Annotated in this window: 14 protein-coding genes and 1 riboswitch; of the genes, 8 read left to right on the forward strand and 6 right to left on the reverse strand. The window is 67.4% G+C overall.

Annotation, left to right across the window (positions count from 1 at the left end; genetic code table 11):
- Positions 1 to 23 precede the first annotated feature (23 nt).
- The 3 genes from VF557_05150 to VF557_05160 all read left to right on the forward strand — a co-directional run bounded on the left by VF557_05150 (position 24) and on the right by VF557_05160 (position 1,670).
- A complete protein-coding gene (locus VF557_05150) occupies positions 24 to 761 on the forward strand; it encodes a Clp protease N-terminal domain-containing protein (GenBank protein HEX8079573.1) in 738 nt (245 codons plus the stop codon).
- An 89-nt stretch (positions 762 to 850) separates the two neighbouring features.
- Positions 851 to 1,096, forward strand: coding sequence for a CopG family transcriptional regulator (locus VF557_05155; protein HEX8079574.1), 246 nt, complete (start codon positions 851 to 853; stop codon positions 1,094 to 1,096).
- Between the two features lie 187 nt (positions 1,097 to 1,283).
- Entirely contained in the window at positions 1,284 to 1,670 is a 387-nt protein-coding gene (locus tag VF557_05160) for a hypothetical protein (GenBank protein ID HEX8079575.1), read from the forward strand.
- Between the two features lie 38 nt (positions 1,671 to 1,708).
- Here the strand turns inward: VF557_05160 and VF557_05165 are convergent, their stop codons facing one another.
- Together VF557_05165 and VF557_05170 are read right to left on the reverse strand one after the other, a co-directional pair.
- Positions 1,709 to 2,698, reverse strand: a complete 990-nt coding sequence (locus VF557_05165) for a hypothetical protein (protein ID HEX8079576.1) — start codon at positions 2,696 to 2,698, stop codon at positions 1,709 to 1,711.
- 803 nt (positions 2,699 to 3,501) lie between these two features.
- Entirely contained in the window at positions 3,502 to 4,398 is an 897-nt protein-coding gene (locus VF557_05170) for an aminoglycoside phosphotransferase family protein (GenBank protein HEX8079577.1), read from the reverse strand.
- Between the two features lie 132 nt (positions 4,399 to 4,530).
- Between VF557_05170 and VF557_05175 the strand changes: the two genes are divergently transcribed.
- The gene (locus VF557_05175; protein ID HEX8079578.1) at positions 4,531 to 5,886 is read left to right on the forward strand and encodes an APC family permease; all 1,356 of its coding nucleotides are present in this window, start codon (positions 4,531 to 4,533) and stop codon (positions 5,884 to 5,886) included.
- On the opposite strand, the gene VF557_05180 is transcribed toward VF557_05175, so the two are convergent.
- Positions 5,843 to 6,283 carry a PIN domain-containing protein gene (locus tag VF557_05180; protein HEX8079579.1) on the reverse strand — a complete coding sequence of 147 codons (441 nt, stop codon included), beginning with the start codon at positions 6,281 to 6,283 and terminating at the stop codon, positions 5,843 to 5,845. The two genes, VF557_05175 and VF557_05180, sit on opposite strands and share 44 nt — an antisense overlap.
- Positions 6,280 to 7,188, reverse strand: a complete 909-nt coding sequence (locus VF557_05185) for a hypothetical protein (protein ID HEX8079580.1) — start codon at positions 7,186 to 7,188, stop codon at positions 6,280 to 6,282. Before VF557_05185 ends, VF557_05180 begins: the two co-directional genes overlap by 4 nt.
- A 257-nt stretch (positions 7,189 to 7,445) precedes the next feature.
- Positions 7,446 to 7,624, forward strand: a riboswitch (cyclic di-AMP (ydaO/yuaA leader).
- 142 nt (positions 7,625 to 7,766) lie between these two features.
- Here VF557_05185 and VF557_05190 point away from each other — a divergent pair.
- Entirely contained in the window at positions 7,767 to 9,326 is a 1,560-nt protein-coding gene (locus VF557_05190; protein ID HEX8079581.1) for a carbohydrate binding domain-containing protein, read from the forward strand.
- Positions 9,327 to 9,527: 201 nt separating this feature from the next.
- Here VF557_05190 and VF557_05195 read toward each other — a convergent pair whose 3' ends face one another.
- On the reverse strand, positions 9,528 to 9,794 hold the full coding sequence (locus VF557_05195) for a metal-sensitive transcriptional regulator (GenBank protein HEX8079582.1): 267 nt from the start codon (positions 9,792 to 9,794) through the stop codon (positions 9,528 to 9,530).
- A 227-nt stretch (positions 9,795 to 10,021) separates the two neighbouring features.
- Here VF557_05195 and VF557_05200 point away from each other — a divergent pair, with 227 nt between their 5' ends.
- The 3 genes from VF557_05200 to VF557_05210 all read left to right on the forward strand — a co-directional run bounded on the left by VF557_05200 (position 10,022) and on the right by VF557_05210 (position 13,160).
- Positions 10,022 to 12,211 carry an MMPL family transporter gene (locus tag VF557_05200; protein ID HEX8079583.1) on the forward strand — a complete coding sequence of 730 codons (2,190 nt, stop codon included), beginning with the start codon at positions 10,022 to 10,024 and terminating at the stop codon, positions 12,209 to 12,211.
- A 67-nt stretch (positions 12,212 to 12,278) separates the two neighbouring features.
- A complete protein-coding gene (locus VF557_05205) occupies positions 12,279 to 12,443 on the forward strand; it encodes a hypothetical protein (protein HEX8079584.1) in 165 nt (54 codons plus the stop codon).
- Between the two features lie 42 nt (positions 12,444 to 12,485).
- Positions 12,486 to 13,160: a PhzF family phenazine biosynthesis protein gene (locus tag VF557_05210; GenBank protein ID HEX8079585.1), complete on the forward strand. Its 675-nt coding sequence runs from the start codon at positions 12,486 to 12,488 to the stop codon at positions 13,158 to 13,160.
- Positions 13,161 to 13,213: 53 nt separating this feature from the next.
- On the opposite strand, the gene VF557_05215 is transcribed toward VF557_05210, so the two are convergent.
- Positions 13,214 to 13,624, reverse strand: a complete 411-nt coding sequence (locus VF557_05215; GenBank protein ID HEX8079586.1) for an isoprenylcysteine carboxylmethyltransferase family protein — start codon at positions 13,622 to 13,624, stop codon at positions 13,214 to 13,216.
- Between the last annotated feature and the right edge of the window lie 20 nt (positions 13,625 to 13,644).

Below are 13,644 nucleotides of genomic sequence, written 5' to 3' on the forward strand. Positions count from 1 at the left end.
AGCGTCAACCTATGGTTGTCGACATGGTAGAGCCAACCCAGATGAGCAGCCCGGTCCGGCTGGACGACCTGATCGCCACCATCAAGAAGGTGCATACGGACCCCCTCGATCAACTCGCCGACGCCGTGCTGGCCGCGCAGCACATCGACGAGGTGGCCGACCACCTGATCGGACATTTCGTTGATCAGGCGCGGCGTTCCGGTGCTTCCTGGACCGACATCGGACGGAGTATGGGAGTCACCAAGCAGGCGGCGCAGAAGCGTTTCGTGGCCAAGGCCGGAGCCCCGGACCTCGATGCGAGCCAGGGGTTCAGCCGGTTCACCCAGCGGGCCCGCAACGTCGTGATGGCCGCGCAGAACGAGGCGCGGGCCGCCGGCAACGACACGATCCTGACCGGGCACCTGATCCTGGGGCTGCTCAGCGAGCCGGAGGCGATCGCGGCCCTGGTCCTGCGGAACCAGGGCGTCGCGCTGGACGCCGTGCGAACCGCGGTCACGGCGACGCTGCCACCGGCGGCCGACACGCTGCCCGACCTCATCCCGTACAGCACGGACGCGCGCAAAGCCCTGGAGCTGACCTTTCGCGAAGCGCTGCGACTGGGGCACAACTACGTCGGCACCGAGCACATCCTGCTTGCCCTGCTGGAGCACGAAGCCGGTTCAGGCCCGTTGGCCGAGCTGGGCATTGAGAAGACCCAGGTCGAAGAGGCCGTCCTCGCGACCATCGGCGTCTTCCACATCGCTCACGACATCGGTGAGTAGCGCCCGAAGCCTCAGGGACTGCCTGCTGTGTTCCATCCGGCATCAGCTCTCGCGTCCAGCCTCATTCCGCCGCTGGTCATACTCACGTCATGAAGACCGCGATCTCCATTCCCGATGATCTCTTCGAGAGGGCAGCTCGGCGAGCACACGATCTGGGGATGAGTCGCTCGGAGTTCTTCACCCGTGCGGCAGTTCGCTACTTGGACGAACTCGACGCCGAATCGCTGACCTGTCAGATCGACGAAGCCATCACCGCCCTGGCCGGACGTGATGACACCCCCGACCAGGCTGTCGAAGCAGGCGGGCGAGTCTTGGCTGCTACGCCTGAGTGGTGATCGAGTGCAGTGGCAATTGACCGGGCGAAACTAGAAGCGCCTGGCTGCTGAAGCCGGCCGTCTCAGCGGCGGAGTGCTTCGCGTCGGATGGTTCGGCTACCTCACCTTTGGTAGTCGCCGGGGCCCGATGCCGGCCGTGCTGCCCACCAGTGTCGCCGCTTGATACCCGAGGGGGTCGATCTACGCAGTGATTGACCCAGTCGGACGCGAGCTGACCATCGCCGAACTCGTCCGTCAGAAGCTTGCCACCGGTTTGACCCTCCGCCAGCTCGAAGAGCGCTCCGGTGGTTCGGTTCCGTATCAGACGTTCGGCAAGATCAGCAAAGGCGAGGTCAAGGGCTGGCCGAAGTCCCGGCAGGTCATCGAGGGCACCGCCAGCGCTCTCGGGGTGGATGCCCGTGAGGTCGTGTTGAGGTACGCCACCCAGTTCGAGATCGACGTGTCAGAAGACCGGTCGCTGCTGGCGTCGATGCTGCCGTCCTGCTGCTGGAGCTGGGCGAGCGGAGTAGGGCTGCGGACTCTGAGGGGCTCACTGCGTTCGGGTCGGTGCTGTTGGCTCTCGAAGGTGCGCTGATCTCGGTTGTCAAGGGAGCCGAGGACAGCTGAGCGCTGCTACCAATTTCGGTTGACCCCGGCCGCCGCTCGGCGGCTCATCAGGTCTGACATGGCCTCGATCAGCAGGGCCTCCAGCTCGGAGTCGGCCGTGGTCGCGCAGCCGAGCGCTGCCTGAACGCCGCCGGTCGCCAGATCGGCCCGGAAGCCGGCGGCCAGGAACGGACCGGCCTCGGACCGGCCGACCAGAATCAGCACCACGACCTGCCGAGTGGCGTACCGGCCGAGCAGATCCGACGGGCCAAGGCCTGGCGCGATGGTCTGCATAATGAGGCACTCCTGGCCGGCCTCGTCAGGATCGATCATGAGCAACGCAACGTGGCCTCGTGCATCGTCGAGCCTCTGCTGAGCCTGCACACGCCATGCGGTCTCAGACCACAGACCGGTCACCTCGTCGAAGGCATCCTCGACTTCGACGACGTGGCGGAGCGAACCGAGGTGGACCGCGAACAGGATGGGTAGCGCGGCCAGTGCAGTGGCCTGATGCCACAGCATGGCCAGGCCCAGGCCGGCTCCCAGAAATTGCGTCCCAACCTCGACGAGTTGAACATGGGGGACGGCTGAGACCATCCGCCAGACGTTCCGACTTCCTGACGCCCGGATCAAGATCGCGACGATGCCGATGTTCAGTGCCCAGAAGGTCAGGACCGCGGCCGGGATGTCGAAGGCCCCGAGCGCTGGATGGTGCAGGACGTATGAAGCGGCGACGCAAGACGCTGTCGTTCCGGCGGTACTCACCGTGTACTTGAGGGGACGCCCGTTCCCCACGGCTCGACGCGACGGCCATTCTCCGAGGTTGACCAGCATTACCAGAGCCACGATCAGCGGTGCTGGCAGGAGCATTGAACCCGCGAAAGTCCATATGCCGAGCATGTCGGGGATGCGGTCTAACACCACGGCGCGCCGTAATCTCTCTATTCGCCTTAGGGAGTGCGAATAGGTCAAACTAAGTACGGTAAGCAGCAGGAAATTCTGTAACTGGTCGCTCATTCAGTGTGCCCGCCGTACTTGAAAGGGGGTGTTTTTACCATGCCTGAGAACAACAACTGGCCTCGGAACAACAACTGGCCGTCCGCATAACCGAGTAGACAGCACCGAATGGGCTCGGGACACTAGAGATGTCCCGAGCCCTTCGGCATGCTGCAATCGAACTGACTTCACTGGTCGATCGAGCCGCGTTGTGCCAACGCTTGGGTCGCTCTCATTAAATCCCCCGTATCGACCATTACAGACCGTACTCGCAAGGTTCGGATCTGTCACCACTAGTTGACGCTTAACCGGGGCAGCACGCCTCTACTGCTGTTTGACGCGCCCGGACGCGCTTGGCTCGAATGGTGCATCATCAGGATTTCGCCTTAAGGCGTAGGAGGAACGCGGTCTGTTGTCACGACTACTGCCTGCCCTGGGCCGGACTAGACCGACGGGTCGTCAGGGGTCAAGACTTAGTCGGGGTTGCCAGCAACGCGAGAACTCGTCGGAGTATGCCAGGTTGCGTTTATTTGAACGCGCATGCCTAGATCCAGTGAACTTATCGCTGCTCACAAATGCAGGATGCTGTGACATGACTAGACGGAAGCTGCTGGAGCAGCCAGCCCCATGACTTTGACGCTGTCTCCAGTAGACCAAGAACCATTTATCTAAAACCAAGAGATGGCCCTTCGTAGGCGCTTTGTCTATGGCTAAAGGCCGCGCATAGCAAAATTAGCTGATAATGCGACCGCCTTCTAGGCGGATCGTCTACTTATTTATCGCTTCGTCGAATCCCGCACCTTTTGCGAACGAAGTTCAGGTGCTCAATCGAGGTCGGCGAGTACGGCGTTCACCGCGCGCCAGGATCGCGCGACGATGTCGGGGTTGGTGTCACGGTAGTACGGCAACGCGTGGACGGCGGCCGAGACTGCCCATGCCCTGCCGCGTAACCACATCGGCTCGTCCACGCAGCCGAGCCGCTCGCGAAACACCGCCCGGCTCGTCTTGTCGAACAAGCTCCAGGCCGCGACCAGGTCGATGGCGGGGTCGCCCGCCTTGCAGCCGCCCCAGTCGATGACCGCGACCAGCCGCCCCCGCTGAACCAGCAGGTTGCCGTCCATCAGGTCACCGTGCACCCAACGGGGCGGGCCGTCCCAGGCCGGCGCCGTCACTCCCGCCTCCCAGGCGGCGAGCAGGGCGTCGACGTCGGTCTGGCCGCGCAGCCGCTCGGCGCTGTCGCGGGTCGAGGCGTCGGCGCCGGCGAGCGGTCCGCCCCGGTCCGAGCCCTTCGGCCGGGGCGCGCCGGTGGTGTCCAGGCGCTGCAGGTCGAGCACGAAGGCGGCCAGGTCACCGGCCAGCAGGGTCAGGTCATCCTCCGGCCGGGGGTTCTCGCCGGCGAGCCAGGGCGAGACATACCAGCGGTAGGGGTAGGCCCCCTGTGGCCGGCCGACGAACAGCGGCACCGGAACCTTGACGGCCAGCTGCGCGGCGATCAGGGGCAGCCACCGCCGCTCCGTCTCACCCTGGGACGCTGCCCAGCCGATCTTCGGCAGCCGCACCGACAGCTCCTCGCCCAGCCGGTAGATCACGTGGTCGGTCCCCCAGGCGGGCACCCGGGTGAGCGGTAGCCGGGCCCAGTCAGGCGCCTGCTCGCTCAGCAGGCCGCGGACCAGGCCAGGATCGACCTCGACCTCGTCGGCGTGCATCCGGGGAACCGTCACGCGCCCTATCCCACCACCTGCCCGCCGCGTGCGACGACGTTACGGTGATCGTCGATCTGCAGGCACCCTGAAAGGCTCGCCTCTCATGCTCCGATGCGTAGCAAGCCGGACCGCTCAGGCGCAGGGCGAGCGGTGAGCGGCGCGCCGGCAGGCGGCGAACTGGCCCGACGGCTCGGCACGTTCGACGCGGTGATGATCGGCCTGGGGTCGATGGTCGGCGCGGGGGTCTTCGCCGCGTTCACCCCTGCCGCCCAGGCAGCCGGCGGCGGGCTGCTGGTCGGGCTGGCGATCGCGGCGCTGGTCGCCTTCTGCAACGCCACCTCGTCGGCGCAGCTGGCGGCGCAGTACCCGACATCGGGCGGAACCTACGTCTACGGCAGGCAGCGACTGGGCGAGTGGTACGGCTTCCTGGCCGGTTGGGGTTTCGTGATCGGCAAGACCGCCAGTTGCGCGGCGATGGCGCTGACATTCGCCTCCTACGCGGCGCCGGACGGGTGGGCGCGGCCCGTCGCGGTGGCGGCCGTGCTCGCGCTGGCGGCGGTCAACTACCGGGGTGTGACCCGCACGGCGAGGCTGGCGAAGATCATCGTCACGGTGGTGCTGGCCGCCTTGGCCGTGGTGGTGGCGGCCGGACTGGCGGGTGGGCAAGCGCAGGCCGACCGGCTCGGCGGCTGGGACGACGTCATCGGAGGCGACGTCATCGGAGGCGGCGCTTACGGCATCCTGCAGTCCGCCGGCCTGCTGTTCTTCGCCTTCGCCGGCTACGCCCGCATAGCAACGATGGGCGAGGAGGTCAGGGACCCGGGACGGACGATCCCGCGGGCCATCGGCGCCGCCCTGGGTATCGCGCTGGTCGTCTACGCCGTGGTCGCGGTGTCGATCCTGTCGGTTCTGGGCGCTGATGGTGTTGCCGCGACCGCCGCTCCGCTGGCGGCTGCGGTGGATGCCGGGACCTGGTCATGGGCCGGACCCGTGGTGCGCCTGAGCGGTGCGGCCGCCTGCCTGGGGGCGTTGCTCGCGCTGCTCGCCGGCATCGGGCGGACCAGCCTTGCGATGGCCCGCAACGGTGACCTGCCGCGCTGGCTCGCCGCCGTCCATCCCCGTTACCGCGTGCCGCACCACGCCGAAGCAACCCTGGCCGTGGTGGTGAGCGCTTTCGTCCTGGTGGCCGATCTGAGAGGCGCCATCGGCTTCTCCTCGTTCGGCGTCCTGCTCTATTACCTTGTGGCAAACCTCGCGGCCTGGACGCAGATCGGACGCGACCGGCGCTATCCCAAGGCGCTGCAGGTGATCGGCGCGCTCGGCTGCGCCGTCCTGGTCGCGACCCTGCCGGTGGCCTCGATCCTCGGCGGGCTGGCGGTCTACCTGCTCGGCGTGTTGTACCGCCTGTACCGCCTCGCGTCAGCGCGAAAGAAAACGACCGGACTAGAAGAGAACGACCGGATTACAGGTCAGGATGGACGAGGCGCAAAGGGTGATCGGCGGTGACCTTGGCGAAGTCGCTCAGGTTGTTCGTCGCCAGCGGGAGCGGCGGGTTCGCCGACAACGCCGAGGCCGCGACCCACAGGTCATTGGCTCCGCCCCGTTGCAGGTGTCCTCGGTACTTGACGTGCAGTGCCGCCCACTGTTCGGTGATCGTCGCGTCGAAGGGCAGCACGACGAAGTTGCGCCTGATCGCCTCGCTCCAGGCGGTCCTTCGCGCGGTGCCCCAGGACCGGGAAAGGGGCAGGGCGAGAAGCTCCCCGACGTTGACGAAAGACAGCGTCAGGAGGTGCCCGCGAAGGAGCGGTCGCCAGGGCTCTGCTTCCCCCACGCCGGTCAGCAGCCAGGTGGCGACGTCGGTGTCAATCAACAAAGGACCGGCCGGCACGTCGTCCGGGCTCATGCGTCCAGATCCGCCAGAGCGCTGGCGATGTCTACGAGTTCCTGCTCACTCCACTGTGCGAGCGGGGACTCGAAGGTGGCCGGCTGCACCCCTTGCGCGTGTGCGAGCTGCTCGACGGACGCCCTCTCCCAGAACGCCGAGGTGTCGAACGGCAGCGGGTCCGGAGTGCTGATGCGGCGCAGCTCCACGCGCTTCACGGTTGCGGTGGTCGGGTCGAAGGTGATGATGCCTTCGAAGGCGGCTTGTTCCCGAAGAGCCTCTTGGATGTCGTCGGCCAGCCCAGCAGGAAAGTCCACGATCACGGTCTCGCCCGTCACCGTGTGCAGCCGTGCGGTATGACGGTCGAAGTCCGCTTCATACAGCGTGCCCACGACGACGTCGGACTGGTGTCCGAGGGGGGCGTCAGCCAATCGACGCATCCGCTCCTTGGTGCTGGCGTCGAGGCGACCCTGTCCAGGGACCCTGGCGCTGGTCAACAGCAGCTCGTCGTGCCGCTCGCCGATGCCGAGCTCCTGACCGAGGTCGGCGAGCGCCCTGGCGATTCCGGTGTCGACCTGGTCGTCAGGTTGGGCGAAAGACGCGACGAGCCGGTCGAACGCCGCTCCGGCGAGGTCGTCCACCTTGATATCGAGGGTGGCGTCTGTGACCTCAGCAAGCTCAGGGAGCCGGAGCACGGCGACGACACTGCCGGGCTCCACGCTCTGGAAATGGAGCCGTGAGGCCGCCTCGATAGCAGCCCGATGGCGGCCTGTCGTACCCCTTCGAGGCTTACCGAGGGTGGCATACGCCGCTGCCGCGACTGCTGATTCCAAGCCGGTGATCAGGCGGGCGATGTCACTCGCGCGAACCACCCCCAGCGTGGCGTCGCTGCCGCGCAAGATCGCTCGAAACTGCTCTGCCGCCATGAGCGCAACTCTCGCACAAGCCACTGTCAACGGCCACGATCAACGCCGGCAGGCCACTCGGCGGAGCGGGGGAGGTGTGGCGCGAGTATGCGCAAGGACCGCAGTGGCGCGCCGCGGCCTAGGTGCCCCCAACGACCGCGAGATCGCCGACACTTCTATACCTCAATATCTCGTCAAGTTGCCGGTGTGCCACTTGCTGCCACGTAATAGCAACCCTTAGTGTTCGGGGCACTCGCGCCCGTGGAGGGCGCGCTTGGCCGCGCGGATCGCCGAATCCTGCCCCGCTCGGGTCCCACTTTTCGAGAGCGCTCGGCAGGAGCGGGGGAACCAAACGTGAAGGTCGCTCGCGCGACCTAGGGGTGAAGCCGCGTGATTGCGGCCGGGTGCCTCCTGCCCGAACCCGACAGCTCACCTCGTAGGCGTGAGGAGAGGATTTACCTTTGTTCCGTCATGCCCCCACAGCGGCGCACAGTCACGCGCGCCGAGCTGATAGAGGCGCTCACCGGCACCCCGCCCCAACCACGTCCCACGCAGCCCCGCGCAGGTCCTCCACTGCAGGCTGGCGCCAGAGCCTTCGGGTGAGCCTGGCCATAGCTACCTCCCTGACAGCCGTGATCGCCGGCAGTGCCGTCCTGTCACCGGCTGCCTCGGCAGCCGAAGAGGTCGCCAACGGCACGTTCGAGACCAGCACCAGCGGTTGGCTCGGCACCCCCAAGGACGACGGCACCGCTCCGGTGGCACTCGCCCGGGTCGCCGGCGGGCACACCGGTAGCTACTCCGCCCGGGTGTCCAACACCTCGGCCGCCACGGCCACCACGGTTCTGAACGACGCGCCGAACAGCGTTCCCAGCACGGTCGCGGGCCAGACCTACCGGGCGACGGCCTGGCTGCGCGCGAGCCAGGCCAACACCTCCCTGGTGCTGCGCCTGCTCGAGTTCAACACCAGCAACGCGCTGGTGACCAGCAAGCAGAGCTCCTACTGGGCCGCCGACACGCTCTGGCACAAGATCACGGTGGACCTGGTGGCCGCCCGCGCCGGGTCCAGCATCGACGTCAACGCCCTGGCCTGGGACCTCGGCGCCGGCAAGTCCTTCCTCGTCGACGACGTCAGCGTCGCACCGCTCACGACGACGCTTCCGCCTCCCAGCACCCCGACCGCTCCCACCACCACTGCAGGGGTGCTGCCGGCGCAGGGCACCGGCGCGCTGTTCGGCTACTACCAGGCGGGCGGCGCGGACCCCCGCCCGATGGAAACCAAGATCGGGCGCAAGTTCGACATGATCCACCACTTCAAGGACTTCGACGCCACCAACAACATGTGGCCGTCCACGACGATGCTCGCCCAGGCCAAGGAGGGGCGGACCCTGCACGTCGGCTGGGAGCTCACGTCCTACGACGGCGGCTATGACGCGGCCCTGCAGCCGGCGCCGGCGGCGTCGACGTATGACCGCGAAGGCCGCCTCAGGAAGACCTGGACCTACCGGCAGGTCAACAACGGCTCGCTCGACCGCTACCTCGACGCGGTAGCGGCCAAGGTCAAGGCCACCCCGTACAAGTACATCGTCGACATCGACCCCGAGATGGACGACCGCCCCGACATCGGCGGCACCGCGAAGCTCCGGGCGATCGCCGGCACCCGGGCCGAGTGGGCGGCGGCCCACCGCCACATCGTCGATCGGTTCCGCGCCCGGGGCGTCACGAACATCGTGTGGGCCTGGACGGTCTCGGGATGGACCGCGTCCGATCCCACCAAGAAGTGGTCGCTGGAGCAGCTCTGGCCCGGCCCCGGCTACGTCAACATCATCATGTGGGATCCCTACAACCACAAGGCAGACCGCTGGCGCAGCTTCGGCCAGATGGTCGCACCTTTCTACAACTCCATCCAGGGCGGGCTGCTGGACGCGGTGGACCCGACCGCCAAGCGACTGCCCTTCGGCCTGGGTGAGTACGGCTGCATCGACGACCCCCGCCGGGCGGATTGGCTCAAGGCCATCCCGAGCCAGGCCCGGGCCTATCCGGGCATCGTCGCGCTCGGCTACTTCTCCAGCGGTAGCTGGGGAGCGCTGCACACCGACACCGTCGACACAGCCGCTTTCGGGACGGCGGGCAGGGACCCCTGGCTCAGGACGCGAGGCTGACCTACCTCATCGCAACGCACACACCGGCGCCCCGGGACTTTCCAGTCCGGGGCGCCGGCGCGTTCAGACAGATCCGTCGAGATTCCCCCACTCACGGTGGGAAGGCAGCGTAGGAGCCGCTCGCCTTCGAGAACCTCGATGAGATCATGGGTAGATCTCCCGGCGGTGGCCTACAGCGACGCCGAGCACCACTAGCACGCCTCATGCCAGGGCGAGAAACAGCTTCTCCATCTTTTTCACATCTACGCCGTCCAGGCCTTCGTCGTTCTGGGTCAAGCACTGTTGCAGTCCAGTGGCAACGATGGCGTACCCGGCGCGGGCCAGCGCCTTGTTCACCGCGGCGAGCTGGGTGAGCACCGACTCGCAGTCCGAGCCCTCCTCCATCATGCGGATGACGCTCGCCAGGTGGCCGTTGGCGCGCTTCATGCGGGTGATGATCGCCTTGATCTCGCCGGGATCCAGGTCCATCAGTTGCTCCCCTCCACCGCAGGCAGGGCTGCGTTCAGCCCGTCACCCGGGTAGTCCGTAATGGCTGTCCTCCAGGAGGATGCGATTGCCGGCCCGTTGTGGCGTCAGCCTCCTCAGAGTACAACCCCCCAGGGGGATCTGTTAACGTGCCAGATCAACAACCCCCTGGGGGCACTTCTTCCTTCCCCGTCCTCGCACTCAGCGTTCCCAGAACAGAACGGATCGTCATGAGCACCGCCACGACATCCCCGCCCTCTCCGCCCTCTGGCTCGTCCCACACCGGCAGCAGCACGGGATCGTTGGGCCGCCTCGGCGGGTGGGTCATCGACCACGCCAAGCTGGTCACGATCGTCTGGGTGTTGGCGATCGTCGGCCTCGGCGCGTTCGCGCCGCAGGTCGAGCACAACCTCTCCGGCGCCGGGTGGCAGGCCAACGGCTCGGAGTCCGTCGAGGCCAGGGAACTCGCCAGGCAGCACTTCGGCGGCAACGCGTCCTCAGCCATCCAAGTGGTCATCCGCTCTACCGGCGGACCTGTGACCGAAGGCGAGGGCAGGGACGTCCTGGCCGAAGTCACCAAGATCCTCGAAGCCGAGCCCCGCATCGCCGACGTGGTCGCGCCCATGCCCGGCGCCACCATCTCCCAAGACGGCAGTACCGCCATCGTGCTGGGCGGCGCGGGCGGCGACACCAACGAGATGGTCCGCGTCGCCACCGACCTCAAGAAAGAACTGCAGGACCTCTCCACCGGCCCAATCGAAGTCAACCCGACCGGCTCCTCGCTGCTGTGGAGCGACTTCAACGACGCGAACCTCGAGGCGATGCTGAAGTCGGAGTTCATGTCCTTGCCGGTGACCCTGGCGATCCTGGTGCTCGCCTTCGGCGCCCTCGTCGCCGCGGGCCTGCCACTCATCCTCACCTTGGCCGGCCTCGTCGCCTCGGCTGGGTCGCTGGTCCTGATCAACGAGCTCGTACCGGTGTCGATCTGGGCGATGAACTTCGCGATGATGTTCGCCCTCGCGCTCGGCATCGACTACGCCCTGTTCGTCGTGGTCCGCTACCGCGCCGCGCGCGCCGCCCGCCATGGCAGCGACCGCAACGACACCACTGCCAAACGAGGGGCGATCGCGCAGACCATGGACACCGCCGGCAAGGCAGTCCTGTTGTCCGGTCTGACGGTCCTCATCTCGCTCTCGGCCGTGATGCTGGTTCCCTCACCGTCCTTCAGGTCGATGGCCGGCGGCATCATGCTCTCGGTCGTCTTCGTGCTGGCCGCGACCCTGACCCTGCTGCCGCTGGTGCTGTTCAAGCTCGACGACCGCATCAACAAGTTCGCGCTGCCCTGGGCTCGGGCAGGCGAACACCGGTCACCGAAGTTCGCCGCGTGGGGTGAGCGCCTGTGGAAGCGCCCCCTCGTCTGGGGCCTGGCGTCCCTGGTCGTGCTGCTCGCACTTGCCGCACCCATTGGCGGGCTCAAGACCGCGATGCCGTCGATCAAGGTCCTGCCCGAGGACGCGTCAGCGAGGATCGGCTACGAGCGCGTCCAGGAGTCCTTCGGCGAAGGCGCCCCCGGAACCCTGCAGATCGTCGTGGACGAAGCCGACGCCGACGCCGCCACCACGGTTCTGCGCGACAACAACGGGATCGCCGCCACGATGCCGCCGATGCCCGCCACCGACGGCAGCACCCTGGTCCTGGTTCAGGCGGTCCCGACTGTCGATCCCTCCGACCCCCTGCTCGGCGAGACCGTCAACCAGCTCCGCGCCGCCCTCCCCGCCTCGGCCCTGGTCGGTGGCGCGGCAGTGGAGAACCTCGACCTCAAGGCCCAGCTCGACGAGTCCACGCCCCTGGTCATCGCCGTCGTCCTGGCCTTGGGCTTCCTGCTGCTCCTGACCGCCTTGCAGGCTCCTCTGATCTCGCTGCTCGGCACCTTGGCCAGCCTGCTCTCGACCGCTGCCGCGTTCGGTGTCGCCCGACTGATCTTCCAAGAGGGACACGGCGCCGGCCTGTTTGGCTTCGAGTCACAGGGGTTCCTCGACGCGTGGGCGCCGGTGTTCTTCTTCGCGATGATCTTCGCGATCGCGATGGACTACACGGTGTTTCTGCTCGCCTCGGCCAAGGAGCACTTCGAGCGGTCAGGGGATCCCAAGGACGCCATGGTCGGGTCATTGGCCCACTCCGGGCGCGTGATTTTCGCTGCAGGCGCCGTCATGGTCGCGGTCTTCTTCACCTTCGCCCTGTCCGGACCCATCCCGCCCAAGGAAATGGGCGTCGTTCTCGGCATCGCAGTCCTGCTCGACGCGTTCCTCGTCCGGCTGGTCCTACTGCCCGTCCTGCTGCGCCTCACCGGCAAGGCCGCCTGGTACACCCCGGCCTGGCTCAAGAGGATCCTCCCTGACATCAGCTTCGCCCACGACTGACCTGGCACGGGCGCCGACCGAACCCGCTCCCGGGCCGCAACTACGCTCACTCATAAGGAGAACCACCATGTGTCGACCCACCACCTGCCGCACCTGCAAGAAGACCACCTGGGCCGGCTGCGGGCAGCACATCAATCAGGTCAAGGCCACCGTGCCCGCCGACCAGTGGTGCTCGGGCCATTCCAGGGCCGAGCGTCGCGGCGGCTTCTTCAGCAAGCTGTTCGGCCGCTGACCACCGGAGACCGGTTATGAACCTCACCCGTTTGGAGCGCACATGACCCTCCTGCACGTCCTGCGCGTTTTCACCGATGACGACGGCCAATACGGCAACGCCCTCGGCGTCGTTCTGGACGGCGCCGCGATCGCCCCCGGGGGGCGGCAGTCCCTCGCCGCCGAGCTGGGCTTCTCCGAGACCGTCTACGTCGAGGACGCGGCCACCGGCCGGGTGCGCATCTTCACGCCAGCCTCCGAGCTGCCGTTGGCCGGGCATCCCCTGGTGGGGACCGGGTGGCTGCTCAACCGGCAGGGTCATCGGGTCACCGAGCTCAACCCGCCCGCCGGCCCGGTCGCCACCTGGGCCGAGGACGACCTCACCTGGATCCGCGGGCCGGTGGCCGCCGCGCCGGAGTGGACGCTGCATCAGGTTCCCGACGCGGCAACCGTGGCGGCGATGACTGGCGTCCCGAACCCGGAGCAGGACGCGGACCAGTTCTGGGCCTGGCAGGACGAAACTGCCGGGACGGTCCGGGCCCGGGTCTTCGCCGCCCGCTACGACGTCCGCGAGGACGAAGCCTGCGGGTCGGCGTCGATGCTGCTGGCCGATCGGCTCCAGCGCCCGCTGACCATCCACCACGGCGAGGGCTCGGTCGTCCTGGCGCGCCCGGCAGCCGGCGGCATGGCGGAGGTGGGAGGCCGGGTCGTGCTCGATCACGAGCGAGAGCTGGCCTGAGCGCGCTACCCGGCTGCTACTGCCCGATCGACGGATGTGTGAGGCGATTCGCCTCAGCTGTCGCTGGCGCGCCGGGGGACGCCTAGCCATCGCGGCACCCGTGCGGCGTAAGACGTGTACGTCCCCCCGAAGTGCTCTGCGAGCGCGGCTTCTTCGGCAGGGATCTGGACCCGGTTCATGATGCCGATGAAGCCGAGGACCGGGAGTGTGGCGGCCCAGCTGCCCCGTGCGATCGCGTGGGCGGTCAGGAGGCCGGTCATGCCGACGTACATCGGATTCCTGGTCAACTGATGTGGCCCAATGGTCACGAGTGAGGTCGCCTGCTCGGGAGACATGGGGTCGACGGTGGTTTGGCCGCGTCGGAACTCGCGCACTGAGGAGGCGAGTAAGGCGAGTGAGGACGCCGCCAGCGAGCCGGCTACCAATGTTCGCCTTGTCCTCGGTGGTCGGGCGTTTGGCGGCATCAGGTGCTGTGCCGCGGCTG

Origin of the sequence: Jatrophihabitans sp. (assembly GCA_036389035.1) — a bacterium.
Taxonomy (GTDB): domain Bacteria; phylum Actinomycetota; class Actinomycetes; order Mycobacteriales; family Jatrophihabitantaceae; genus Jatrophihabitans_A.

What these genes read in the sequence shown, in the direction of transcription:
- VF557_05150 (HEX8079573.1), top strand. Translation starts at nt 24, where the DNA reads ATGGTAGAGCCAACCCAGATGAGCAGCCCGGTCCGGCTGGACGACCTG.
- VF557_05155 (HEX8079574.1), top strand. Translation starts at nt 851, where the DNA reads ATGAAGACCGCGATCTCCATTCCCGATGATCTCTTCGAGAGGGCAGCT.
- VF557_05165 (HEX8079576.1), bottom strand. Translation starts at nt 2,698, where the DNA reads ATGAGCGACCAGTTACAGAATTTCCTGCTGCTTACCGTACTTAGTTTG.
- VF557_05180 (HEX8079579.1), bottom strand. Translation starts at nt 6,283, where the DNA reads ATGAGCCCGGACGACGTGCCGGCCGGTCCTTTGTTGATTGACACCGAC.
- VF557_05185 (HEX8079580.1), bottom strand. Translation starts at nt 7,188, where the DNA reads ATGGCGGCAGAGCAGTTTCGAGCGATCTTGCGCGGCAGCGACGCCACG.
- VF557_05195 (HEX8079582.1), bottom strand. Translation starts at nt 9,794, where the DNA reads ATGGACCTGGATCCCGGCGAGATCAAGGCGATCATCACCCGCATGAAG.
- VF557_05200 (HEX8079583.1), top strand. Translation starts at nt 10,022, where the DNA reads ATGAGCACCGCCACGACATCCCCGCCCTCTCCGCCCTCTGGCTCGTCC.
- VF557_05205 (HEX8079584.1), top strand. Translation starts at nt 12,279, where the DNA reads ATGTGTCGACCCACCACCTGCCGCACCTGCAAGAAGACCACCTGGGCC.
- VF557_05210 (HEX8079585.1), top strand. Translation starts at nt 12,486, where the DNA reads ATGACCCTCCTGCACGTCCTGCGCGTTTTCACCGATGACGACGGCCAA.
- VF557_05215 (HEX8079586.1), bottom strand. Translation starts at nt 13,624, where the DNA reads ATGCCGCCAAACGCCCGACCACCGAGGACAAGGCGAACATTGGTAGCC.